The organism is Arthrobacter sp. NPDC080031 (assembly GCF_040702485.1).
Taxonomy (GTDB): Bacteria; Actinomycetota; Actinomycetes; order Actinomycetales; family Micrococcaceae; genus Arthrobacter.
The window spans coordinates 1-23,223 of the sequence record NZ_JBFBLA010000038.1; the positions used below are offsets into that span (position 1 = coordinate 1).

Consider the following 23,223-nt stretch of genomic DNA (forward strand, 5'->3'; position numbering starts at 1 on the left):
CGTGGAGCCGGGAGGCGCGGGCGGGGGATTCCCGCCGGGCCAGGGCCACCTGCGCGGCGACGCCGCGTCCGCGTTCCTCGGCGGGCACGCCTGCGGCTGCGTCGGCGCTGCGCTGGGCGGCATCGAACGCGACCGCGATCCTCGCCTGCGCAGCGGCGGCCGCGGACTTCAGATCCTCAAGGGCACGCAAGAGGTCGATCAATTCGGCACGGTCGCCAGGTTCGGTGCCGGCGGCGTCGGGCCGGAACGAAGCAACGGCATCGATCAGGTCCCGCACCTGGTCGCCCGGGACAGCTACATGCGGACCCGCGCCGCCGGACGGCGCGGCCGTTCCAATCAGCTGTGTTCCCCGGTTCCCTGCCATAAGAAAAGCCTCGCAGGGACCACTGACATTATTAGGCCCGAGAACCGCGCCCGGGCGAAAAATCTTGGGGAGGAACCGGATTTTTTCGGGCGGGCCAGAGAGAGACACCAGACAGCCCGGCCGTCGCTCGATGCTCTGATAGGCGTAGGCTATCGATCGTTTCGGAAGACCGCCCAGCCGGAGGAGCCGCACCGTGGACACGCGAAAACTGAAGTACTTCCTCGCCGTCGTCGACCACGACGGTTTCAACCGCGCTGCCGAGCATTTGCTTATCGCCCAGCCTTCGCTTTCGCAGACCATCGCGAGCCTCGAGAAGGAGCTCGGCGTTCCGCTGTTCCACCGCATCGGCCGCAGGGCCGTGCTCAGCGAAGCCGGCAAGGAGCTCATCGGCCCGGCGCGCCTCGTCATGCGGGATCTCGACGCCGCGCAATCCGCGGTCCAGTCACTGCGCGGAATCAGAAGTGGCCACCTCGATATCATCACCATGCCTTCCCCCGGTATCGAGCCGCTCACGTCCATGATCGCGGCCTTCACCAAGGCCTACCCCGCGGTCCGGCTCAACGTCAGTGCTGCGTTCACTCCCGAAGAAGTGATCGAATCAGTCCGGACCGGCAGCACCGAGATCGGACTGTCCGGCTCCCCTACGCCAATCCTGGTTCCAGGCGTCGAGGTCCTCGAACTCGAAAAACAACCGCTCATTCTGATCGTCAATCCGCAGGCCGACGTCTTTGGCTCCGAGCAAACGGCCATCCAACGCGAGGATCTCGGAGGCCAGCGCATCATTGCCAGCCAACGCGGCTCCCTCATGCGTTGGCTCGTGGATGATGCCCTGGCACACGGCGTCGAGGTGGAGATCGTCGTCGAAGTCGCCCACCGGACCTCAATCCTGCCCCTGGTTCTGGCGGGTGTCGGGCACGCGGTGATGCCGTCGTCGTGGGCTCCCACCGCGCACAAAGCGGGGCTACGCACAATGCTTATCGAACCGGTGAGTCATTTGGACGTCGCGGTCCTCAGCCGCAAGGACAACCTCACGCCCGCGGCCAAAGCGTTCTTGAAAGTCGCTACGGAGCTCATCGAGCACACCAACAGCCAGTCAAACCAATAGGCCCTACCTATCAGCCGGATCAAAACTAAGTCTTGGACGCCGCCTACCCGCCGCCCGTCTACTTGAAGAGGAAGGCAGTGTGACTCTGCCAACAAACTCAACGAGGAGCTAGGCATGAGCGCCACCCAGAAATTCAGCATCGCATCGATCCCCGCAGACGGCGTCGGCAAGGAAGTTGTCTCCGCAGGCCGCCGCGTCCTGGACGCCCTGGCCGCGAACTCCAACGGCAAGTTCGCCTTCGAATGGACCGAGTTCCCGTGGGGCTGCGGCTACTACGAGAAGACCGGCCAGATGATGGACCCCAAGGGCCTGGACGCCCTCAAGGACTTCGACGCCATCTACTTCGGAGCAGTCGGATGGGAGAACGTCCCGGACCACATCAGCCTCTGGGGCCTGCGCCTGAACATCACGCAGAACTTCGACCAGTGGGCCAACATCCGACCGGTCAAATTCCTCCCCGGCATCCAGTCCCCACTCCGCAAAGCCGACAACACCGAGCTCGACTGGATCGTTGTCCGCGAAAACAGCGAAGGCGAATACGCCGGACTCGGCGGCCGCAACCTGAGCGGCCGCGGCCCCGGCAACGAAGTAGCGCTACAGACCGCACTGTTCACCGAGAAAGGCTGCGAGCGGATCATGCGCTTCGCCTTCGATCTCGCACGGACCCGCACGGTCAAGAAGGTCTCGTCCGTCACCAAGTCCAACGCCCAGCAGTACGGCATGGTCCTCTGGGACGAAACCTTCCAGCGAGTCGCCCTCGATTACCCGCACGTGCAGACCGAGAGCGTCCTGGTCGACGCCATGAGCGCCAAGTTCATCCTCCACCCCGAGGAACTGTCAGTGGTGGTCGCGTCCAACCTGAACGCCGACATCCTCTCGGACCTCGGCTCGGCACTCGCCGGCAGCCTCGGCCTTGCCGCAAGCGCCAACCTGAACCCGGAGCGCCGCTTCCCGTCGATGTTTGAGCCGGTCCACGGATCCGCGCCGGACATCGCAGGCAAGGGCATCAGCAACCCGATCGGCGCCATCGCCAGCGCCGCCCTGATGCTCGACCATTTCGGCCTCCATGAAGAGGCCCGCCTGGTGGAGGCCGCCATCGAGCAGACAACAGCCGCCGGGTTCTTGACCCGCGACGTCGGCGGCGAGGCCAACACGGACGACGTCACCGAGGCGATCATCAAGGCACTTAGCCACACCGCGGAGGTCCCTTCCCAACACTCGCAAGCTCGCGTCGGGGCCCTCGGGACGCCGCTTAGCGCCGGCCTGCGGTGACGTACGACGGCGGCTGGCCGGCCGCCGTCGTACGCGGAAGTCCCCTCCCAACGCTCGCAACACCAAGACCATCTCCAGAGACATCCCACAATGAGGTAGGAATCATGGAACACATCAACAAAGCCGGCGCAGCTCCGGCACCCAAGACCCGCTGGTATCGGCAACTGTATTTCTGGGTTCTGACCGCCATTCTCATTGGCGTCCTTCTCGGATGGCTCGCACCGACTGCGGGCATCGCCATGGAACCGATCGGGACCACGTTCGTCAATGCGATGAGGATGCTCATCGGACCGATCGTCTTCCTGACTATCGTGGGCGGGATTGCGAGCGTCGCGGACCTGAAGAAGGTCGGAATGACGGGCCTGAAGGCCCTCACATATTTCCAGGTCGGCACCATTTGTGCGCTGGTATTCGGCCTGGTGGCGATCAACATCTTCCGGCTTGGCGAAGGCGTCAACGCTACTGCCAGCACCATCAAAACCACTGATGCCGCGGCCAAGCTCATCGACGCCGGCGCGCACCAGGAATGGTGGCAATTCCTGAGCAACATCATCCCTACGAGCCTCGTCCAGCCCTTCATTGCAGGCGATATTCTCCAGATCATCTTCATCGCGGTCGTCTTCGGCATCGCGTTGAACGCTATGGGCAAGCTTGGTGCCCCCGTGCTCGACGGCGTGCAGCGGCTCACCGGCGTGATGTTCAAGATCCTGGGTTTCATCATGAAGGCCGCGCCGCTGGGCGCCTTCGGTGCCATGGCCTTCGCAGTCGGCAAGTACGGCGTGTCCTCCCTGACCAGCATGGGCGGGCTGATCGCGCTGTTCTACATCACGTCGATCCTCTTTGTGGTGGTGGTCCTCGGCTCCGTCATGGCGTTCCTGAAGCTGAACATCTTCAGGATGATCCGGCACTTCAAAGAGGAATACCTGATCATCCTGGGCACCTCGACCGCCGAACCGGCCCTGCCGGGCTTGATGCGGAAACTCGAGCATGCGGGGGTCAAGAAGGAGACGGTTGGGCTCGTTGTTCCCACCGGCTACAGCTTCAACCTCGACGGCGCCGCGATCTACCTTTCCCTGGCCGCCGTGTATATCGCCCAAGCCACCAACACGCACTTGAGCATCGGCCAGCAGTTGGGCCTCATCGCCATCATGCTGCTTACGTCCAAGGGTGCTGCGGGCGTCGCAGGCGGGGGCTTCATCGCCCTGACTGCCACATTGGCTACCATCGGCACGATCCCGGCCGCGGGCATCATGCTCATCTTCGGTATCGACAAGTTCATGTCCGAGTGCCGCGCCCTCGTGAACTTCACCGGCAACGCCGTCGCCACCCTGTTCATCGCGTGGTGGGACCGCACCCTCGACGCCGACCGCGTCCGCCGCGTCTTCGCCGGCGATGTTGTGGAGCCGGTTGAGGTACCGGAGGCGCCGGCGCCGGCTGCCGCCGTCGAGCCCTTTCAGCCCGCCGATCGCCACCGCGCCTATTCGGAATCCATCTGATATGAGTAACGCAACCGCCGCCAAGGCCGTCCTCATCGCGCCCGACAAGTTCAAAGGCAGCCTCACTGCCGGCGAGGTCGCGGACGCCCTGGCGGCAGGGCTCCGTTCCGCTGGAGCGGTCCGGTGTGAGCTGCTGCCCCTGGCGGACGGAGGTGACGGCAGCGTCGATGCCGCCGTCACCTCCGGCTTCGGCCGCCGTGCTTTGGTGGTCCCGGGCCCGACCGCCCAGCCCGTCCAGGCGAGCATCGCGTTCGACGACGTCACTGCTGTTGTGGAGGTAGCGAACACTTGCGGTTTGGGCCTGTTGCCGGACGGGCGCCTTTTGCCGCTTGATGCGTCGAGCCGCAGGTTTGGCGAAGCCGTTCTCTTTGCCCTTTCGCTGAGGCCGGCGCGGATCGTGCTGGCGCTCGGAGGCAGCGCCAGCACCGACGGAGGAATGGGCATGCTCACCGCTCTGGGCTTCCGCTTCCTCGACGCTTCCGGACTTTCTTTGGAGGGCAACGGGCGGAATCTTGGCCTTGTTCATTCGGCTCTCGGGGCGTCGCTCCCCTGGCTGGCCGATATGGAACTGATTGTTGCGAGCGACGTACACAACCCGCTGTGCGGGCCCGACGGTGCGCCTGCGGTGTTCGGTCCCCAGAAGGGCGCTTCGGTTCAGGATGTCGCAGCGCTCGACGCCGGTCTGGCGCACTTTGTCTCTGTGCTTGCTTCGGCTGGGTTTGAGGATGCGTCTTACTTTGCCGAGCATCCTGGCGCCGGGAGCGCCGGGGGGATCGGCTTCGCGTGCCTGTTGCTAGGCGCTTCCCAAGTCTCCGGAGCTGACTACTTCCTGGACCTCCTGGACTTCGACACACGGAAGAGGAGCTGCGACGTCGTCATTACCGGCGAGGGCAGCATCGACGAGCAGACATTGGCAGGAAAGCTGCCGGCCGCCGTCGCGCGCCGCTCGGGCACCCGGCCGATCATCGGCGTCGCGGGCCGCTCGTTGCTGGCGCAGGAGCGGTGGTCCGAGATGTCGCTTTCGCGCGTCTACACGCTGGCGGACTACACGGACCGGGACTCCTCGAAGGATCCTGTGTTGTCGGCGGAACTGTTGCGGCGGATCGGGCGGGAAATTGGGGAGGGACTGGTGTGAGCGCCGTCCTTGGACAGCGCAGCCACGGATCGGGATCCTTCATCGGTCCTTAAAGATGTCCCTGCGGTTGCCGACCGCTCTCGCCGGGCAACCCCGGGCGCGATATATTCGAGGTGGATCTCAGCCTGAGCTACACGACCTTCCGACGGGTAACACCGCCAGCACAAAGCCCGAACGAAGGAGCATCCTATGACTGACGCCAAACCGGTCCTCGTCGTCGGCGCCACCGGCCACGTGGGCGGCAAAGTGGTCGACGAACTGCTCGCGAGGGGCAAGAGTGTCCGGGCTTTGGTCCGGCCAAGCTCGGATGCAAGCAAGCTTGAGGCAAAAGGTGTCGAGATTGCCCGCGGCGACATGCTGGACCTAGATTCCCTCATCGCTGCGATGACGGGAGCCGACGCTGTGATCAGCTCTGCCGCCGGGTATACCCGCCGCGACAAGCGGGCTTTGGAGATCGACACCGAGGGCAACACCAACCTCGCCATCGCCGCGCACCGGGCCGGCGTCCGGCGGTTTGTCCTGGTCAGCATCCTCACCGCGGACCAGACACCGGGTGTTCCGCACTTCTGGCACAAGAAGCTCAGCGAGGACAAGCTGGAGGCACTTGAGGTTCCGTTTGTCGCCCTTCGCCCCGGCGCGTTCCTCGACCAGGTCACCAGGATGGGTGGCGACCCGTTCGAGAAGAAGCGCCTCACATGGTTCGGCACCAAGACCATCCCGCTGACCTTCGTCCTCACCTCCGACCTCGCCGGATACCTCGCGGCAGCGGTCGACGCCGATGTCGCCGACGGCGAACGGATCGACATCGGCTGGGACCGGCCGGTCAGCATGCAGGAGGTTGCGGACATCGCTTCGACTTTTGCGGGCGGACCTGTCAGTGTCCGCTCGATGCCCGCCTGGTTTGTCAACGGGCTAGGCGCGGTGATGGGACCGTTCGTCCCGATGGTCAAGGACATGAGCTCCATGCTCGGCTGGTTCGAGACGGGCAGATACGTCGCGGACACCACGCGTCAGGCGGAAGTCTTCGGACCAGTCCCGACGCCGGAAGACGCCGTCGCGCGCTTCGCCCGGAGTTTGGGGCACTAAGGGATGGCTGGCGCGGGTTCGTGGTCGCCGGGGTCAGCGGGGTTTATCCGGGCTTCTTCGGCATCCGCGACGAGAACAAGCGTGGCGATGGCCATCGACCCAATAGTCCAGAGAGCCAGTTCGAAGGCGAACCAGGAAATCCAACAGTCGAGGCTCCCAGAAACACGCTGCTACGTAGGCCGCTGACTGCGAAAAGGATGGCATCACGTTTCGGACGCAGCCTTGTGGCCAGGGCTATTGCAAGGACGGTTGCAGCGATCGCAACGGAGACCAAGTAAAAGCGGCAGGCCCTTCGGCGCCGAGACCCTTTTTCGCGAAAGTCGGACGGCGCAGTCAGTCCTCCGGAACCACGGTCTGCCTCGGGCGAACAAGGTAAGCCTCTAGGCCGGGGGCACTCAGCACCGCAGCGACCGCCGCGACCGAACCTCCAACGAAGACTGATCTCGCGTAAATGTCGTTCCCAACAAACCAGGCGCCATCGTCCGGTATCCAATTCATGGCAATTCGGGTCGGCGGAAAATCGATCGGTTCGAGAGCAAGCTCAATGCTTCCGCTCCTGACATGCATGACCCTCTGCTCGCCAATTGTGATGGTTGGACTCTCGCGTACCGCTTCCAGCAGAGAGTCGTAGCCTTCCCAGGCCAAGAAAGTGAAAGCGGAAGATTGAGTGTGCTTGGCCAAGACCGCGGACAGCCGAAGAGCAATTGAGCTGTCTATGGTGCCAGTCTCCGGTTCGTAGTATTCGTTCGGATCAGGGTTGACTATCGAAACGATCTCACTCCATTGGGTTTCGCTGTCGACGGTCATCGCGCTGCCCGCAATGACCGACCATCGCAGACGTTGGCCTTTGGAGGTCCTCACCGGATTCATGACGCGGGCAAAGGCGGGAAAGCTGTGGGGTACCAGGCTGGCAAGCGCAGCAGAAGGTTGCCCATAAATCTCCCCCGAATACCAGCTGAGCACTTCTTCCTGATTCAGAATGATCACTATCCGGGCTCCCTCAGGACCCGTTCCAGTTCGTCCCGGGTCTGTTCGTTTGCGAACTCTGAAAATCTGGTGTCGAGGAGTCTCGCGGCAAGATACGTCCCATGGACCGACCCTTTTTCGGGGGAGGCTGACCCGGGCATCCTTACGAGGCCGTTGGTTCCGCGCAGCTTCATCAGATCTTCTTTGACGGCCGAGACATCATTGGGCGTTGCGACAGGACCAGCACGGCAAGCAGTCAAGCCAAGCAGAGCCACGATCAGGGTGGAAAGACGCTTTGCGTTTCGTAGCCAGTGGCTGCGTCCTCCGCGCCCGAGATCAATGGACACCCAATTCACCTTTTCTGCCGGGACCGGAGCCAGCGGCTTGCAACGTCAGATAGGGCTACGAAGCCAAGGGATAAGGCAAAAGCCAGGGCGACCGTAAGTGCCTCCCGAACTGAATTTCTGCCAGTCCACCAACTGTTGTTGACAAGCATCAGGATGATCGTCAAGAGCCCAGCCCTTCCGAAGCGTGACATCCACACTTTTTCGCTTGGACCATTCGAACTGTCCATCCGTTACCTCTTCGGACCAAGTTGAACGATCACCCATAAAACTGCACCAGCAAGCTCATTTTGGACCCGTTGAGCCAGAGGCTTGAGAAACGGAGGAAAAACAGAACCGATGCATCCACCAACCAAGGCATATACGCGGCTTTGAGCATCCGCTTGCTTGCCTTGATGAACCAAAGTGATTACTTCGTTAACGACAGCGCCTGTTAATGCGCCCCAAACGCAGCGCGCCAGAACGGCTACGAAGGGAGCGAGCACAATCGGTAGTGCGCGAGGATTGATGTTTGTTCCAGCGCCAGTTGTCCGAAGATCTACGGCCATGGCCTGACTAATAAAAGTGAATTGCATTTTCGGTTCACCCGGAAAAAGAACGCGCGCTTGATCGGCCAGGGTCATAGACGGGTCAATCGCCCCGAATCTTGTTTCGACAGTTTCCGACGTGAGCTTCAGGCCACTGTATGACTCCTTCGGCACTGCTAACCCTGGGCTAATACCGGTCAATAACAGCGCCATGGTCAACGCCCCGACAAGAGCAATTCTCAAACGTCTCATTCCCCACTCCATTCGATCTTAGAAGGACCCTCTTTAGCGCCATAGCTCGCACTGACACCATCAACCACGATTCTCATTTCGCCCCCAAGCCTCCTGCGTCCAGACCGCCAACCGGCAGGGTGTCCTGGCATCCTCAAAACCGCTGTGCCGTCTGACACGGCCCCGATGAACGGTGATAGCTGCCACTCCCTCGAGGAACGATGCGGCTGGTTGCGTGAGATCCGTCCGCGGATCCCTAGCGTCGAGCGATCGACTAATTACTGCGCTTTGACGAGTCCCTTCCTGTAGCTCGCTGCTAGGAGAACCGCCACGTACAAGAAGAACAATCCGCCGCCGACTAGAGCCGGCAGGCGAGGAACAGTCTCCGCGACTATCGAGGCGAGTGCTGGATCAGTGAGACTGATGAGGGACGATCCTGCCCTGAACGGGAGAAACGCGGCCGCGGATGTTCCCCAAATCTCGATTCTTTCCAGCAGATGGCCCAGGAGAGGTTCTACCAGCGCCGATCCGGCTACTAGCAACGCCACTGCGCCCGTTCGGGGCAACAGGAGTCCTGTTCCAACGCCGAGAAGAGCCCATCCGTTCGCTAGAACCAAACAGCCAAGCAGAACCCTGGGGTCGGATTCGAGGAGGTTCGAGCTCCCCAGGACAGCATTCGAAACAATCACGGACATCAAGGTGGACGCGGTCGTCCACGTCGTTGTTACCGACAACGTCATCACCACCTTGGCCGCGAACAGGGCGCTCCGTTGCGGCATCGCCAGCAGTGCCAGGCAAAGCGTCCCGTATCGCTTCTCCTGCCCAAAAGAGAAGACCCCAAGAAGGCCCGCCGCGAGGAGCACCAAAGGAGAACGGGTAGCTGCCACCGTTGCCGCCTCGACAGCTGCCCGGGCGGTCATTTCTGGAGCCATGTTGGCGATCATCAGAGACATCGCCCAACTGAACAGGACCGATACCAAAATCGTCGCAGCGGTCAGCACGTAGAACCCACGAGTTGTAATCAGCCGGACCCATTCGTAGCGCATTGCGTCCCTCACGGCTTACCCCCAGATCCCCGGCGCTGACATTCAAGGACTCCGCCGAACACGATGTCGTTGTATCCGTCCTCCAAAGTGCGAAGCGTCGTTGATAGTTCAAAGAGCGTGAAGCCAAGCTTGTTCGCCAGGGCACCCACGTCTCTGGGCGTCATTCCGTCGATGACCAGGGACTCCCCCTTGAAGATCACACTCAAGCCGCCCTCAGCGCGCAAACGAGCGGCGAACTCGCGGGGACGGTCCACTTCGACCGTGACCGTTGGCCCTGAAACCGTTGTCTTGAGTTCTTCCATCGGACAATCAGCCCGGAGACCCCCACCGCGCAGAACCAAGATGCGGTCCGCCAGCTTTTCTAGCTCGCTCAAAATATGCGTCGAAAGCAAAATTGTTCTGCTCTCCCCCGCCAAGCTGCGGATTGTGTCCCGAAACCAACGAACACCGTCCACATCCAACCCATTGATGGGTTCGTCGAGGATCAGCACCTGGGGCTCGCTCATCAGTGCCGCTGCGAGGGCCAGGCGTTGCTTCATCCCCATCGAGTAGGAAGCGGGCGACTTCGTTGCATACTCACTTAGGCCCACCCGGTCGAGGGCAAACGCGGCACTTCGTTTTGATATGCCAGAAGCCGCCCCGATCATCCGAAGATGGTTCATAGCCGACCGACCAGGGTGAAAAGCTTCCGTGGACAGCAGTGATCCCACCGACAGCTGGGGTCGTGTCAGGATTCGATAGGGTTTCCCGTCGAACGTCGTCTCACCGGTTCCAGGAATCAGGTTGAGCATTCGCTTCATCAAGGTGGTCTTGCCATGTCCATTAGGACCAACGAGCCCGACTATCTCTCCGGGGTTCAAAGTAAAGGAAATGTCCCGGAGCACTTCCTTTGCGCCGTAGCTCGCACCGACACCATCAACCACGATTCTCATTTCGCCCCCAAGCTTCCTGCGTCCAGACCGCCAACGGGTTGCGACTTGAGATCCTCAAGCCGGACGGTAGCCGCTTCCGGGAGCAAGTCCGGGAGTGAATGGGTCACGATAACCACGAGCTTGGACTCCGCCCAGCGCCTGATCTCGTCAACCATGTAGGCAACACCCTCGGTGTCAGTCCCGTTGAACGGTTCATCCAGCACCACGCAATCGAACTGGCCGACGGTGTTCATGACGTACCAGAGTTTGCGCACATTCCCTGTGGACAGGTTCCCCGCGTTCTCGCCTAGCCACGGTTCCATACCCAGCTGGGTCGCCCGCAGTATTTCGGGACCAGAATCGACGTCTCGGGCAATACAGGCAAACACAAGGTGGTCACGGGCGGTCATCTGAGCGAAAAGCGCCGCTTCGGACCGGCACACCCTCCGTCTGTTCCTACTTCCAGGGTCATCGGCGCTCGCTCCATTGACGAGGACCGTTCCGGCCCACGGAGACAGATAGCCACTGGCCAGTTCTACGAAGGTCGATTTTCCGGATCCGTTCTTTCCCTGCAAATGGATCAGGGCGGGTCCGGTGAAAGCGAAGGACACGTTTTCGTAGACGGGACGTTCGGCGGAATATCCGGCAAACACGCGGTCAAAGACTATTTGTGGGAGAGAATTCTGCGTTGCAGGCAAATCTTTGCACCTCCAGTGAGAAGAGCCGTGTAAGTGGCGGCGGCAATGGTTGCAGGGGCATCGCCAATGAGGAGAAGCCCGAGCACCGGAACTGCAAGCAGCAAACCAATGAACGCTGCCGCCAGGGACATTTCCATCGAGCCGTCGGCCTGCCTGACTTTGACCTTGCTGTAGGCGTTCCCAATGATGTTGCTGCCCGCAATCGACAACGGAATCAGGAGGGTTTCCACGGGCAGGGCGCCTGCCGCAGCCCAGACAATAATTCCGATCGCTGGTGCCGCAAGCAGCGCCAGCAGCACAGACTGACTCAGGGTCACACCCCATGCAAGAGAATTGAGGCCGAACCCGGATTCCCAGCTGTACCTCAGCTGCGGAAGAAGTCCGATGGGATTGTTCGCCTTGCACAGGAGTTCATTCCCGACAACTCCAACCATGAAAACGATGCAGGCGGCCGCGTTCTGAATTCCGGGGATCTCCCGAAGGAATTCCGGCCCGATCCCGCCCACCCGAAAGCCGATCGCAGTGGCGGCAGCCAGAAGCAGGCAGATTCCGATTCCACGGAACAGGACAAACGACTTGTCCCTGACGAGATTGACTGTGAGGACCCGCCAGAGCATGGCGACCGGCGTCGTCGTCTTCCATACGGACTCCCTGACGCGCGGCGGAATCCGGGCGGTTACCGGAAACGATTGGCTCCGGATCGCCCCAACGTTCCGGAGTGTGAGAAAGGAAAGCACGACGACGGCGACCGCCACCGCCGTCGCGATCCAGCCGCCTTCCTCGTCGGTTGCGTTGAGTTCCAAGTCAAACCCGGGAGGTGTCGAGGTCAGTGACTGCAGTCCTCGGGCGAGGATGGCGCCTAGGAAAGCGGCCAGGAGACAGCCCCCGGCGAAGACTGTCCACCCCGCTGCCAGACTCGGGACGCGAGGGTCAGTTGCGGCCAGCTTGGAACTCCAGGCAAGCCAGGACGCAGCGACGGCGAACGGGGCAGCTAAGAGGGTCAGTGCCAATGGGCCTCCGCTTCCACCTTGCTCTTGCACAACAACCCATGCCGCGGTGCAGACGGCGCCCGACAAACCAAGCAAGATGCCGGCCCGAGGAACTGCCTCGGCCAGGAACACATGGTGCATTGAAACATCGGTCGCCCGGAAGAGCTCCCTGTTTGGATTGAACCGGACTGCAAATCTCCGGCTGCTGAGTGCTTCCCTTGCGAGCGCACCGACGGAGATATAGGCGCAGACGGCGAGTGCCAACAGGAGGATTGCCGTCGTTGCAGCGCTGCCCGCATGGGTACCCGCGCCGTCGAGCGATGACGCCTCCTGCAGCAGCCGCATCACGAATAGCGATCCAGCTAAAACAGCACCGACCAGCGCAATCCCGCTAGCCACTCCAAGCGCCACGAGTGTTCGAATGGATATTGGCCATCCCGTGACCGCCAATATGCGCACTCCCGAAAATTTGTAAGCGGCTCTCAGACTTCCCATGCCGGTGCCTAGAGACGATTGACGGATTTGCTTTGGGCAGACTCCGCGTCGACGATGAGGGCCACGGTTCCGATACAGATGGTGCCTATCGTCCAGAGCCATATCGGAAGCGTGCCCGGAAAGCCCACCTTCGCGGCTGCAATGAACACGCCGCCACCCATCCCGCTGATGATGAACAGAACCGCGTCGCGCTTGGGGTTTCGTTTTGTTGCGAGCACTGTCAACAGGGAGATTGCTCCAAGGGCCGAGGACGTCCACGCAAGGAGTGGAGTTCTTGGTCGTGAAGGAGCCCCACGACGATACTGCCAACGAGACACGCGAGTACGAGAATGGTGGCGATGGTTCGAATCGTTAATGAGTAAATCAATGTCGGACCCTTTCTAGGATTCAGAGGGCTAGAGAAACCGCGGCCGTTGCGAGAGAGGCTGCGAAAATGGCCGCAGTCGTTTTGGAGGAAGAGCTCGACCACTGCTTTCGGAACATGAAGGGCGAGCATGCCCCTACGAGGACCACGTATACGAATGTCGCCCAGTGGTCCTTCGGGGATGCAAGCGTCAATAGAAGGCTGACTAGCTGGACTCCCAGGATGGACACGATTGCGGTGCACCCCAGTAGCCCGACTCGGAAACGGAGTCCTCCACGCTCTAGCCCGGGAAAGAAGGTGCTCTCGGAGATGGATGTCAGCGAAAAGTACAGCGTCGAAAGTAGTGTTGAGAGGACGACTCCGACGTAGAACCCCACATTCACCGCGAGCTCGGTAACTGCAGGATCGCTAATCGCCCTAGCGGCATCAGTCTGCGCTACTTGTCCTGCTACGATTCTGTGAAGCTGTTGACTCCTCAACAGCAGGAGCCCCAAAAGTGCCCCGGCGCAACACAACCAAACAAGAGGAGACGTATTTCTTCGCGGCCTCCGAGAGGGCTTATCTCCGGCCGGCTGTTCCACACTCAACGAATATGACGTCATGGGGCGAATCCTTTTGTAGCTAGAACTGTGGCTTCGAGAAGGGCTGCGGCAAGGACAAGGACCCAAGCAATTCCGAACATCTTCAGGGCCAATGGAAACTTTGCGACATACTGCCGCAGCGGTCCTGCCTCCTCAGAAGGGGAAAGAGCTGACCGGATAGCGGCGACGACGGGAATGAGGCCAGCCCCGGCGCCGAGCAGAAGGCCTAGAAATTCGACCGGTGCATAAATCCAAATCGAGGCCACCACCTCACCAATTCCCATGTGGGTCCGCCCGAGGCGCATCGTGGAGCCGATGTAGATTGCTGTAAGTGGCCACGCGATCAGCGTCGAGGCTCCCCCGGTAATGACGCCGGAAAACAGGAGACACAAGGCGGGTACATTTGCAGCGAGAATCCGTCCCAGCGCAGATAGCCAGGTAAGGCCAGCTTCAGGGGACACAGGCTGAAGCGATTCGGATTGAATCGCGATGTCCGTTTGGAAACCGACGATGAATCCGGCAAGCATGAGCCAGGGACAGCATCATCGCAACGAGGAGCAATGGCTTATCGCCGTTCCTGACGCTCATGCGCAGTTTCGGTTCCGTCGTTGCTGCGGCTACGCGATCGCTGCCCGCTTACCCCATCGGAGGATCGCCCAGCGCGCTGTCGCGATAACTGCCGCTGCTATGCCGCCAGAAAGCACCCCCATCACGATGGCGAGGGCAATCCCGCCAACTTCTATTGCACTTACGATCTGTGAGGCGAACGCATGCGACAGGCCGAACATTCCGGCTATGTACATGACGCTCGCGCTGGCAAGGGCAAGTCCTGCCAGGCTGACCGCAGTTGCGAAAGTGACCGACTTGATGGACGGGCGGATCGTTGCTTCCATGATTCCTCCTTGGGTTGTGACCGAGACCGGTGATCCGGTCCCAGTCACAATCCAAAGGCATGTTTTACCCGTCTCAGTGGTGAAATCGGAAAACTCAGTGGTCCGAAACCCAAATCTCCGTGCAAAAAGGCCGTACACGGAGGCGTAAATCGCGTTCATGGAGTCTCGTCTACGTGTTGCTGATAAGTAACCCGTAGCGTCGTTGAGGCTGTGGGTTCGGAATTGAGGACGGGGTGGTTTGGGGCCAAGCCCGTGTTTCACGGGACACGCCACAGTGGTTCCGCGCCATCGACGCCGACCACCCCGGAAAACAGGACTGATGCATCCGCCACCAATGCATGTACACACGGCTTTGAGCTTCGGCTTGCTTGCCCTGATGCACCAGGGTCATGGCTTCATAGAGCAGTTCCTCCCAATGCGCTCCAAACGCAGCAAGCCAGAACAGCTACAAAGGAGCAAGCACAATTGCAAGCGCGCGGATGAACGTCTATTCGAGCGCCAGTTGTAAGTTAATGTCGGACCTTCCGGGTTCTGGTGAGCAGAGGAAGTCATCAAAAAGACAGGCTCTAGGGTTCGCTCTCTGTTTGGCGATAGGCCGCCAATGCGTCTCTGCGGGCCCACGTGACAACGAGAGCGATGTCGAGAAAGAAAGAAGCACAAAAGAAGGCAACAAAGACGGGAAATGGCGCTCCAGCGACGAACAGAGTGCCTGCGATCACGACGAAGACGACGCAGCTGATCAAGTTATATCGACGCCGGCCCGGAGTCGCGCGCATTGCTGTCAGGAGTTCATCTAGGTAGTAGAGCACGTCCCTCCTCTCTGACGGCCGCCCTCAGCGGCAATATCCACCGGTATAACGGAAAGCCTGCCGACCAATCGGGGCGCGGGTATCACTGACCGTTTCCTTCGATCTTTGATGCCTTGGCGCAGCGCACGAACTTCCACAGCGAAATAAGTGAAGCCATTACGAGGACGACTCCGAAATGATGCTCCACGGTGATTCGCGCTGAATGGTCGAAAAGATGTATGCGGAGTAGAGACCAAAGATGAGCGCCAGTAGAAGCCAAATGATGGCGTTGCTTTTCATGGCAAGTTCCTTGGCCCTTGGACGCCGGTAATCCATCGACCCACAGCTGCGGCAAAGGTCTGTTGCTGGCTCAGCTTCAATTCCCAACCCCCATAAGCTTGCCTGTCGCACTGACAACTGATCCTCCGGAGCGGCTCCGATTCCCGATTGCTCGGGGCCGTCCTTGTGAAGGAGGCTAACGCCAAAAAAGCCGTCTCAGTGTAGAAATACGGAAACTCAGTGCTAGGAGACCTGAATTTCCGTGTGAAATCGAGCAATCTCCGTGTGGTCGGTGGCCCTTCTCCGTGTAAATCGAGGTTGAACACGTAGAGCGGCATCGTCCGGCCTGGATCGAGACAGTTCGACTTAGGCACAACCAAATCGGCTTAGGTCCTTCGAACCATCGCCCGCGTAGCCTCCCCCTTGTACTCCAGCGCTGTGAATCCAAGAGCACGCAGACAGCGAACCCCTTTAGGGCTAGCCGGTAATACCGGGATCGGCGTCGCCGGGGGCAGGGCTACTTTAATGACTTCCTTGGCAAACGACACACCTGCACCCCACTCGACACCTTCGCGCTTCGCGAGCCACGCAACACTGTATGCCGGCTCGTCCAACGACGCTATCCACGTTTTGCCCGCCACATGGGAACGGCGCATGGTCTTTGACAGGGAGAACGGCAGCTCAAGGAAGGTCGGAAGAGACCCGATCACCGCAAGCATGATCAAAAGAGGTAGAGCGATCGCCCCTGCCAAGGGAGCAATACCCGTGAGAACGATCGTGAAAGCGAAGCCAGTTAGCAGGATCCGCGGCACCCGGCCGGAAAACCACACGCGCCGCCCCAGCGGTATCAGGATGAGCATTAATTCACGGTCTGCGTGCCAGACCCGCTTAGCGCGGACTCGACGAAGTATCTCGCTCCGGTAGCCGAAGAAACAGGCCGCAGCAAGCAATTCGCGAAAGGACGCTCTAGCCTGCGCCGCGACAGCCCAGGCAATGATCCCCGCCAACCACGACACATCGAACTTCGTCGCCAATCGCGGCGTTCCGAGACCGGAACCTTCGCGCGGCGAGCGCGCATGATGTTTATCATCTGTATCCCACCGCACCCAACAGCGCCACTTGGTATCCCAAACCCCCTCCCGACGGAACACCCCTTGACTCCCACCCTCTCCTTCCCTAAACTTTTCATAAAGCAGAATCTAAATTCCACAAAGCGGAAACTCACCACGGCGAACTGGCCCGAGAGAACAAGCCAAGAGGAAGATGGATCCCAAGCCCTCCCGGAAGGACACCTACGATGACGTACACAGTGAACTGCTCCATCCTCCTGACGGAGCTCCCCCTGCTCGAGCGCCCCGCGGCCGCGAAGGCTGCCGGCTTTGACGCCGTCGAATTCTGGTGGCCCTTTGAAACCTCCGTACCGTCGGACGCCCAGGTAACCGAGTTCGAGAACGCCATCAAGGACGCTGGCGTTCAGCTCACCGGCCTGAACTTCAACGCCGGCAACATGCCCGGCGGCGACCGCGGCATGGTTTCCTGGCCCGCCCGCTCTTCCGAGTTCCTGGACAACATCGACGTTGTCGCAGGCATCGGCGAGCGGCTCGGCTGCAAGGCCTTCAACGCCCTCTACGGCAACCGCGTGGACGGCGAATCGGCCGAGAAGCAGGACGCCATCGGCGCCGAAAACCTGGCCAGCGCCGCAGAAGGGGTCGCACGCATCGGCGGCACAGTCCTCCTCGAGCCCGTGAGCGGCGCCCCCAAGTACCCGCTCCTCAAGGCCGCCGACGCCCTCAAGGTGATCGCCCGCGTCAAGGAGGAATCCGGCGCAACGAACGTCAAGCTCCTCGCCGACTTTTACCACCTGGCTGTCAACGGGGACGACGTCGCAGCCGTCATCGAGAACCACGCGAAGGACTTCGGCCACATCCAAATCGCCGACAGCCCCGGCCGCGGAGCTCCCGGAACCGGTGAGCTTCCGCTCGGCGAATGGATCGCCCGCAGCCGCGAACTCGGCTACGGAGGCTATATCGGCCTCGAGTACAAGGAACCGCAGGAAACGGCCTTCAGCTGGGCCATCCGCCAGCGCGCCAACTCCCACTAGTCCCCACCTGCCCAACTGGGTAGCAGTTGATGTCGTTTAGAGCCCTCAAAACGACATCAACTGCGAGCTAGTTGGGTCCAGCACACCTGAGCTAAAACAGACTTCAGTAAGGAAAATCATGAGCAACGTTGCAGTTATCGGACTCGGAATCATGGGCCTTCCCATGGCCATCAACCTGGTCAAGGCCGGCCACACCGTCACCGGTTTCAACCGCAGCCAGGACAAGATCGACAAGCTCGTCTCTGAAGGCGGCAAGGGTGCCACGAGCATCGCCGATGCCGTCAAGGACGCCGACGTCGTCATCACCATGGTGCCGGACTCCCCCGACGTCGAAGGCGTAGTCAGCGGCGAGGCCGGCGTCTTCGCGAACGCGAAGCAGGGCGCGCTCTGGATCGACGCGAGCAGCATCCGCCCGGACGTCGCAGTACGCCTCGCCGCGGACGCCAAGGCAGCCGGCATCCGCCCGCTCGACGCACCGGTGTCCGGCGGCGAACAGGGCGCCATCGACGCCGTCCTGTCCATCATGGTTGGCGGCGACGCGGCCGACTTCGAAGCAGCACAGGATGTCCTCAACGCGGTCGGCAAGACCATCGTCCACGTCGGCCCCTCCGGCTCCGGCCAGACCGTCAAGGCAGCGAACCAGCTGATCGTGGCCGTCAACATCGAGGTCCTCGGCGAGGCCATCGCCTTCCTTGAGGCCTACGGCGTGGACACGGACGCGGCCCTCAAGGTCCTCGGCGGCGGATTGGCCGGCTCCAAGGTCCTCGAGCAGAAGGGCCAGAAGATGCTCGACCGCAACTTCGACCCCGGCTTCCGCCTGGCCCTCCACCACAAGGACCTCGGCATCGTCACCTCTGCAGCCCGCGAAGCCAACGTCGCAATCCCGCTCGGCGCCGTCGTCGCACAGCTCGTCGCCGCCACTGTCAACCAGGGCGACGGCGGACTCGACCACTCGGGACTCTTCAAGCAGGTCCTCCAGCTCTCCGGTCGAAAGTAAAGCCGGGCCGCAAGTAAGCCGCCCGCCCCAAAAGGCGGAAACAAGCGAAAACCAGCAGCCGGCGTCGGGCACTTCCGACGCCGGCTCCCCCAGACACACCCAAAAACCGCCCGTAGCGGGCAAGACAGACTTTTCAAGGAGCACACCATGACGAAGATGCGCACTGTAGACGCAGCCGTCGCCATCTTGGCAAAGGAAGGCGCCATCGAGGCGTTCGGCCTGCCAGGCGCGGCAATCAACCCCTTCTATTCCGCGATGCGGGCACACGGCGGCATCCGCCACACCCTGGCCCGCCACGTTGAAGGCGCCAGCCACATGGCTGACGGCTACTCCCGTGCAGCGGACGGAAACATCGGTATCTGCATCGGCACCTCGGGCCCCGCAGGAACGGACATGATCACCGGCCTGTACGCAGCCTGGGCAGATTCCATCCCCATGCTCTGCATCACCGGCCAGGCGCCCGTTGCCAAGCTGCACAAGGAAGACTTCCAGGCCGTGGACATCGAGTCCATCGCCAAGCCGGTCACCAAGATGGCCATGACCATCCTGGAACCGGGCCAGGTTCCCGGAGCCTTCCAGAAGGCCTTCCAGCTGATGCGCTCCGGCCGTCCCGGCCCGGTCCTGCTGGATCTGCCGTTCGACGTTCAGATGGCGGAGATCGAGTTCGACATCGACGCTTACGAGCCCATCGCCGTCGAAAAGCCGAAGGCCAGCCGCAAGCAGCTGGAAAAGGCACTCGACATGCTCACCGCAGCCGAACGCCCGCTGATCGTTGCCGGTGGCGGCATCATCAACGCAGGCGCCTCCGCGCAGCTGGTTGAACTGGCCGAACTGCTCAACGTTCCGGTCATCCCCACCCTGATGGGCTGGGGCAGCATCCCGGACGACCATGAGCTGATGGCCGGCATGGTGGGCCTGCAGACCTCGCACCGCTACGGCAACGAGACCATGTTGGCCTCGGACTTCGTGATCGGCATCGGCAACCGCTGGGCCAACCGCCACACCGGCGGCCTGGACACCTACACGGCCGGCCGCAAGTTCGTGCACATCGACATCGAGCCCACGCAGATCGGCCGCGTGTTCTCGCCGGACTTCGGCATCGCGTCCGACGCCGGTGCGGCGCTGGACGGGCTGATCGAGCTGGCACGCGAGCGCCAGGCAGCCAAGTCCCTGCCGGACTACTCCGCGTGGGTCGCCGAGTGCACCGCACGCAAGGGATCCCTACAGCGCAAGACCCACTTCGAGAACGTGCCGATCAAGCCGCAGCGCGTGTACGAAGAGATGAACAAGGCCTTCGGCAAGGACACCACCTACGTGTCCACCATCGGTCTCTCGCAGATCGCCGGCGCGCAGTTGCTGCACGTTTTCGGCCCGCGCAAGTGGATCAACGCGGGCCAGGCCGGCCCCTTGGGCTGGACATGTCCGGCGGCGCTGGGCGTTGTCCGCGGCAAGCCGGACGAGACCGTTGTTGCCCTGTCCGGTGACTACGACTTCCAGTTCATGATCGAAGAACTTGCCGTGGGCGCACAGTTCAACCTGCCGTACATCCACGTGGTGGTGAACAACTCGTACCTGGGCCTGATCCGCCAGTCGCAGCGCGGCTTCAACATGGAACAGAACGTGTCCCTGGCGTTCGAGAACATCAACAGCACTGATCTCTCTGCAACCGCAGCGGGCTACGGTGTGGACCACGTCAAGGTTGCCGAAGGCCTCGGCTGCAAAGCCATCCGCGTGGAAGACCCGTCCGACCTGCCTGCCGCGTTCGACAAGGCCAAGGCGCTCATGGACGAGTTCAAGGTTCCCGTGGTGGTTGAAGTGATCCTGGAAAAGATCACCAACATCTCCATGGGCGTTGAAATCAACGGCGTGAACGAGTTCGAAGAGCTGGCCGAGCGCGGCGAGGACGCCCCCACGGCGATCATCGCCCTGCTGGACTAGTAAGTACTGAAGGAGGTACGGAATGCGTGTGGTCATAGCCCCGGACAAGTTCAAGGGATCGCTCTCAGCCCCCGAGGTCGCCAGCCGCTTGGGCACGGGATTGCGGGCAGGTTTTGCCGCCAGCCGCCCGGGCGAGGGCTTTGAAACCACGCTCATTCCAGTGGCCGACGGCGGCGAGGGGACTCTCGACGCCGCCGTCGGCTCCGGCTTCACCCGCCGCCGCGCGACGGTCACCGGGCCCACCGGCCAGCCGATCACGGCCGAGTTCGCCGTCCGCGGCGAGGAAGCCGTCATCGAAATGGCCGCGGCCTCCGGACTTGCGGTGCTGCCAGGCTTCGGCGACGGGAGCGCCCCGAACACCGAAACGGCCAAAAGCTCCACAAGCCAGGGCACCGGCGAACTCATCCGCGCGGCCCTGGACCTCGGCTGCCGGCACATCATCCTCGGCGTCGGCGGCAGCGCCAACACCGACGGCGGCGCCGGCGTGCTGCAGGGCCTCGGCGCGGCCCTCCTCGACGCCGACGGCAACGAACTCCCCGGCGGCGGCGCAGCACTGGCGCGCCTGGACCGGATCGACTTCTCGAACCTCGACGTCCGTTTGGAGGTCACCGAGTTCGTCCTGGCGTCCGACGTCGACAATCCCCTTTTGGGCCGCACGGGCGCTGCCGCGATCTTCGGACCGCAGAAGGGCGCGACGCCGGAAGACGTCGCCACGCTCGACGCGGCCCTGGCCCACTTCGTCCAGGTGCTCACCAGCGAAATCGGGTCCGAAGCCCAGGACGCCGCACAGGCACCGGGCGCAGGCGCGGCAGGCGGCGTCGGCTACATCGCCATCGCGGCGCTGGGCGCGGCACGCAGGCCGGGCATCGACGTCGTACTCGAATTCACCGAACTCGAGCAGCGGCTCGCGGGCGCGGACCTCGTGATCACCGGCGAAGGCAGCCTCGACGAACAGAGCCTGCTCGGCAAAACGCCCATGGGCGTGGCGCGGGCGGCAGCGCGTTCAGGGATCCCCGTGATTGCCGTCTGCGGCCGCAGTACGCTGAGCCTGGAACAACTTACGGAGTCCGGTTTCGAGTCGGTCCACGCATTGACTGAACTCGAATCCAATGTAGAGAAATGTATAGCTGAAGCAGGGCCGCTGCTTGAAGAATTGGGTCAGCACATCGGCGTGCGCCTGTCTGAAAAATCGGCACCCACCCAAGACGCAGCGCGAACCGAGACCAAGGAGCAACTCCATGTCTGAAGAAACCACCACAACGCACGGCCCGTTTGACCTGGTCATCCGCGGCCAGCGCATCCTCACCACCGCCGGCATCACCGCCCGCGAAGTCGGCGTCCGCAACGGCGTGATCGTCGCAATTGAACCCCTGGGGAACGGCCTCAGCGGCACCGAAGTCATCGAGCTCGGCGACGACGAAACCCTCATTCCGGGCCTGGTGGACACCCACGTGCACGTCAACGAGCCCGGCCGCACCGAATGGGAAGGCTTCGCCTCCGCCACCCGCGCCGCGGCCGCAGGCGGTGTCACCACCATCATCGACATGCCGCTGAACTCCATCCCGCCCACCACCAACGTGGAAGGCCTCAAACTCAAGCGCGAAGTTGCCGAGGACCAGGCGTTCGTGGACGTCGGATTCTGGGGCGGTGCCATCCCGGGCAACAAGAAGGACCTCCGCCCGCTTCACGACGAGGGCGTCTTCGGCTTCAAGTGCTTCCTCCTTCACTCCGGCGTGGACGAGTTCCCGCACCTGGACGCGGACGAGATGGAAGAGGACATGGCCGAGCTCAAGTCCTTCGACTCCCTCATGATCGTCCACGCCGAGGACTCCCACGCGATCGACCACGCACCCCACCCAGGCGGCGCCCACTACTCCACGTTCCTTGCCTCCCGCCCCCGCGGCGCCGAGAACAAGGCCATCGCCGAGGTGATCGAACGCGCCCGCTGGACCGGCGCCCGCGCCCACATCCTGCACCTCTCGTCCTCGGACGCGCTGCCCATGATCGCTTCGGCCAAGCGCGACGGCGTGCACCTCACCGTGGAGACCTGCCCGCACTACCTGACGCTCATGGCCGAAGAAATCCCCGACGGCGCCACCGCCTACAAGTGCTGCCCGCCCATCCGCGAGGCCTCCAACCGCGAGCTGCTCTGGCAGGGCCTGCAGGACGGCACCATCGACTGCATTGTCTCGGACCATTCCCCCTCAACGCTTGACCTGAAGGATCTGGAAAACGGCGACTTCGCCGTAGCCTGGGGCGGCGTCTCCTCGCTGCAGCTGGGGCTCTCGTTGATCTGGACCGAGGCACGCCACCGCGGCATCTCCCTGGAGCAAGTGGTGTCCTGGATGTCCGAGAAGCCCGCAGCCTTGGCCCGCCTCCACAACAAAGGCCAGCTGGCGCTCGGCTACGACGCTGATTTCTCCATCTTCGCGCCCGACGACGCGTTCGTCGTCGACGTCAAGAAGCTCAAGCACAAGAACCCGATCACCCCGTACGACGGCAAGGCGCTCTCCGGCGTCGTACGCAAAACATACCTGCGCGGCAGCGAGATCGACGGCCGGACGCCCAGCGGCAAGCTGATCCGCCGCGGCGGCGTGTAAGGCCACAGCCATGGCTG

At 62.1% G+C, this 23,223-nt stretch carries 21 protein-coding genes and 1 pseudogene; 10 read left to right on the top strand and 12 right to left on the bottom strand.

Annotated features, from left to right (window positions below; all coding sequences use genetic code 11):
- Positions 1–364, bottom strand: a pseudogene (locus tag AB0323_RS22240) (HNH endonuclease); the annotation flags it as partial.
- A gap of 193 nt (positions 365–557) precedes the next feature.
- On the opposite strand from AB0323_RS22240, the gene AB0323_RS22245 reads away from it, so the two are divergent.
- From AB0323_RS22245 to AB0323_RS22265, 5 genes are all read left to right on the top strand, one after another.
- The gene (locus tag AB0323_RS22245; protein WP_366179268.1) at positions 558–1,469 is read left to right on the top strand and encodes a LysR family transcriptional regulator; all 912 of its coding nucleotides are present in this window, start codon (positions 558–560) and stop codon (positions 1,467–1,469) included.
- 114 nt (positions 1,470–1,583) lie between these two features.
- The gene (locus AB0323_RS22250) at positions 1,584–2,741 is read left to right on the top strand and encodes a tartrate dehydrogenase (protein ID WP_366179269.1); all 1,158 of its coding nucleotides are present in this window, start codon (positions 1,584–1,586) and stop codon (positions 2,739–2,741) included.
- Between the two features lie 104 nt (positions 2,742–2,845).
- Positions 2,846–4,237 carry a C4-dicarboxylate transporter DctA gene (gene dctA / locus AB0323_RS22255; RefSeq protein ID WP_366179270.1) on the top strand — a complete coding sequence of 464 codons (1,392 nt, stop codon included), beginning with the start codon at positions 2,846–2,848 and terminating at the stop codon, positions 4,235–4,237.
- Between the two features lies 1 nt (position 4,238).
- On the top strand, positions 4,239–5,372 hold the full coding sequence (locus AB0323_RS22260) for a glycerate kinase (protein ID WP_366179271.1): 1,134 nt from the start codon (positions 4,239–4,241) through the stop codon (positions 5,370–5,372).
- Positions 5,373–5,561: 189 nt separating this feature from the next.
- Positions 5,562–6,458, top strand: coding sequence for an SDR family oxidoreductase (locus tag AB0323_RS22265; protein ID WP_366179272.1), 897 nt, complete (start codon positions 5,562–5,564; stop codon positions 6,456–6,458).
- Positions 6,459–6,791: 333 nt separating this feature from the next.
- Here AB0323_RS22265 and AB0323_RS22270 read toward each other — a convergent pair whose 3' ends face one another.
- The 11 genes from AB0323_RS22270 to AB0323_RS22320 all read right to left on the bottom strand — a co-directional run bounded on the left by AB0323_RS22270 (position 6,792) and on the right by AB0323_RS22320 (position 16,604).
- Positions 6,792–7,445: a hypothetical protein gene (locus AB0323_RS22270; RefSeq protein WP_366179273.1), complete on the bottom strand. Its 654-nt coding sequence runs from the start codon at positions 7,443–7,445 to the stop codon at positions 6,792–6,794.
- A gap of 556 nt (positions 7,446–8,001) precedes the next feature.
- On the bottom strand, positions 8,002–8,547 hold the full coding sequence (locus AB0323_RS22275; protein ID WP_366179274.1) for a hypothetical protein: 546 nt from the start codon (positions 8,545–8,547) through the stop codon (positions 8,002–8,004).
- A 257-nt stretch (positions 8,548–8,804) separates the two neighbouring features.
- Positions 8,805–9,584 (bottom strand): hypothetical protein, encoded by a 780-nt coding sequence (locus AB0323_RS22280; RefSeq protein WP_366179275.1) that lies wholly within the window; start codon positions 9,582–9,584, stop codon positions 8,805–8,807.
- Positions 9,581–10,504, bottom strand: a complete 924-nt coding sequence (locus tag AB0323_RS22285; protein WP_366179276.1) for an ATP-binding cassette domain-containing protein — start codon at positions 10,502–10,504, stop codon at positions 9,581–9,583. Before AB0323_RS22285 ends, AB0323_RS22280 begins: the two co-directional genes overlap by 4 nt.
- On the bottom strand, positions 10,501–11,136 hold the full coding sequence (locus AB0323_RS22290; RefSeq protein ID WP_366179277.1) for an ATP-binding cassette domain-containing protein: 636 nt from the start codon (positions 11,134–11,136) through the stop codon (positions 10,501–10,503). The genes AB0323_RS22285 and AB0323_RS22290 overlap by 4 nt, the downstream gene beginning before the upstream one ends.
- A gap of 11 nt (positions 11,137–11,147) precedes the next feature.
- Complete coding sequence (locus AB0323_RS22295) at positions 11,148–12,569, bottom strand: hypothetical protein (protein ID WP_366179278.1); 1,422 nt, start codon at positions 12,567–12,569, stop codon at positions 11,148–11,150.
- 104 nt (positions 12,570–12,673) lie between these two features.
- Positions 12,674–12,889 carry a hypothetical protein gene (locus AB0323_RS22300; RefSeq protein WP_366179279.1) on the bottom strand — a complete coding sequence of 72 codons (216 nt, stop codon included), beginning with the start codon at positions 12,887–12,889 and terminating at the stop codon, positions 12,674–12,676.
- Positions 12,890–13,627: 738 nt separating this feature from the next.
- Positions 13,628–14,071, bottom strand: a complete 444-nt coding sequence (locus tag AB0323_RS22305; protein WP_366179280.1) for a hypothetical protein — start codon at positions 14,069–14,071, stop codon at positions 13,628–13,630.
- Positions 14,072–14,227: 156 nt separating this feature from the next.
- Complete coding sequence (locus AB0323_RS22310) at positions 14,228–14,503, bottom strand: uberolysin/carnocyclin family circular bacteriocin (protein WP_366179281.1); 276 nt, start codon at positions 14,501–14,503, stop codon at positions 14,228–14,230.
- A gap of 965 nt (positions 14,504–15,468) precedes the next feature.
- On the bottom strand, positions 15,469–15,591 hold the full coding sequence (locus tag AB0323_RS22315) for a hypothetical protein (RefSeq protein WP_366179282.1): 123 nt from the start codon (positions 15,589–15,591) through the stop codon (positions 15,469–15,471).
- A gap of 365 nt (positions 15,592–15,956) precedes the next feature.
- On the bottom strand, positions 15,957–16,604 hold the full coding sequence (locus AB0323_RS22320) for a hypothetical protein (RefSeq protein ID WP_366179283.1): 648 nt from the start codon (positions 16,602–16,604) through the stop codon (positions 15,957–15,959).
- Positions 16,605–16,867: 263 nt separating this feature from the next.
- Here AB0323_RS22320 and AB0323_RS22325 point away from each other — a divergent pair, with 263 nt between their 5' ends.
- From AB0323_RS22325 to allB, 5 genes are all read left to right on the top strand, one after another.
- A complete protein-coding gene (locus tag AB0323_RS22325) occupies positions 16,868–17,671 on the top strand; it encodes a TIM barrel protein (RefSeq protein ID WP_366179284.1) in 804 nt (267 codons plus the stop codon).
- Positions 17,672–17,789: 118 nt separating this feature from the next.
- Positions 17,790–18,668, top strand: a complete 879-nt coding sequence (locus AB0323_RS22330) for a 2-hydroxy-3-oxopropionate reductase (protein ID WP_366179285.1) — start codon at positions 17,790–17,792, stop codon at positions 18,666–18,668.
- Between the two features lie 147 nt (positions 18,669–18,815).
- A complete protein-coding gene (gcl, locus tag AB0323_RS22335) occupies positions 18,816–20,606 on the top strand; it encodes a glyoxylate carboligase (protein WP_366179286.1) in 1,791 nt (596 codons plus the stop codon).
- A gap of 22 nt (positions 20,607–20,628) precedes the next feature.
- Positions 20,629–21,852 (top strand): glycerate kinase, encoded by a 1,224-nt coding sequence (locus tag AB0323_RS22340; RefSeq protein WP_366179287.1) that lies wholly within the window; start codon positions 20,629–20,631, stop codon positions 21,850–21,852.
- Entirely contained in the window at positions 21,845–23,206 is a 1,362-nt protein-coding gene (gene allB, locus AB0323_RS22345) for an allantoinase AllB (RefSeq protein ID WP_364541821.1), read from the top strand. The genes AB0323_RS22340 and allB overlap by 8 nt, the downstream gene beginning before the upstream one ends.
- Positions 23,207–23,223 lie beyond the last annotated feature (17 nt).

What these genes read in the sequence shown, in the direction of transcription:
- AB0323_RS22250 (WP_366179269.1), top strand. Translation starts at nt 1,584, where the DNA reads ATGAGCGCCACCCAGAAATTCAGCATCGCATCGATCCCCGCAGACGGC.
- dctA (WP_366179270.1), top strand. Translation starts at nt 2,846, where the DNA reads ATGGAACACATCAACAAAGCCGGCGCAGCTCCGGCACCCAAGACCCGC.
- AB0323_RS22260 (WP_366179271.1), top strand. Translation starts at nt 4,239, where the DNA reads ATGAGTAACGCAACCGCCGCCAAGGCCGTCCTCATCGCGCCCGACAAG.
- AB0323_RS22265 (WP_366179272.1), top strand. Translation starts at nt 5,562, where the DNA reads ATGACTGACGCCAAACCGGTCCTCGTCGTCGGCGCCACCGGCCACGTG.
- AB0323_RS22275 (WP_366179274.1), bottom strand. Translation starts at nt 8,547, where the DNA reads ATGAGACGTTTGAGAATTGCTCTTGTCGGGGCGTTGACCATGGCGCTG.
- AB0323_RS22285 (WP_366179276.1), bottom strand. Translation starts at nt 10,504, where the DNA reads ATGAGAATCGTGGTTGATGGTGTCGGTGCGAGCTACGGCGCAAAGGAA.
- AB0323_RS22310 (WP_366179281.1), bottom strand. Translation starts at nt 14,503, where the DNA reads ATGGAAGCAACGATCCGCCCGTCCATCAAGTCGGTCACTTTCGCAACT.
- AB0323_RS22315 (WP_366179282.1), bottom strand. Translation starts at nt 15,591, where the DNA reads ATGAAAAGCAACGCCATCATTTGGCTTCTACTGGCGCTCATCTTTGGT.
- AB0323_RS22325 (WP_366179284.1), top strand. Translation starts at nt 16,868, where the DNA reads ATGACGTACACAGTGAACTGCTCCATCCTCCTGACGGAGCTCCCCCTG.
- AB0323_RS22330 (WP_366179285.1), top strand. Translation starts at nt 17,790, where the DNA reads ATGAGCAACGTTGCAGTTATCGGACTCGGAATCATGGGCCTTCCCATG.
- gcl (WP_366179286.1), top strand. Translation starts at nt 18,816, where the DNA reads ATGACGAAGATGCGCACTGTAGACGCAGCCGTCGCCATCTTGGCAAAG.
- AB0323_RS22340 (WP_366179287.1), top strand. Translation starts at nt 20,629, where the DNA reads ATGCGTGTGGTCATAGCCCCGGACAAGTTCAAGGGATCGCTCTCAGCC.
- allB (WP_364541821.1), top strand. Translation starts at nt 21,845, where the DNA reads ATGTCTGAAGAAACCACCACAACGCACGGCCCGTTTGACCTGGTCATC.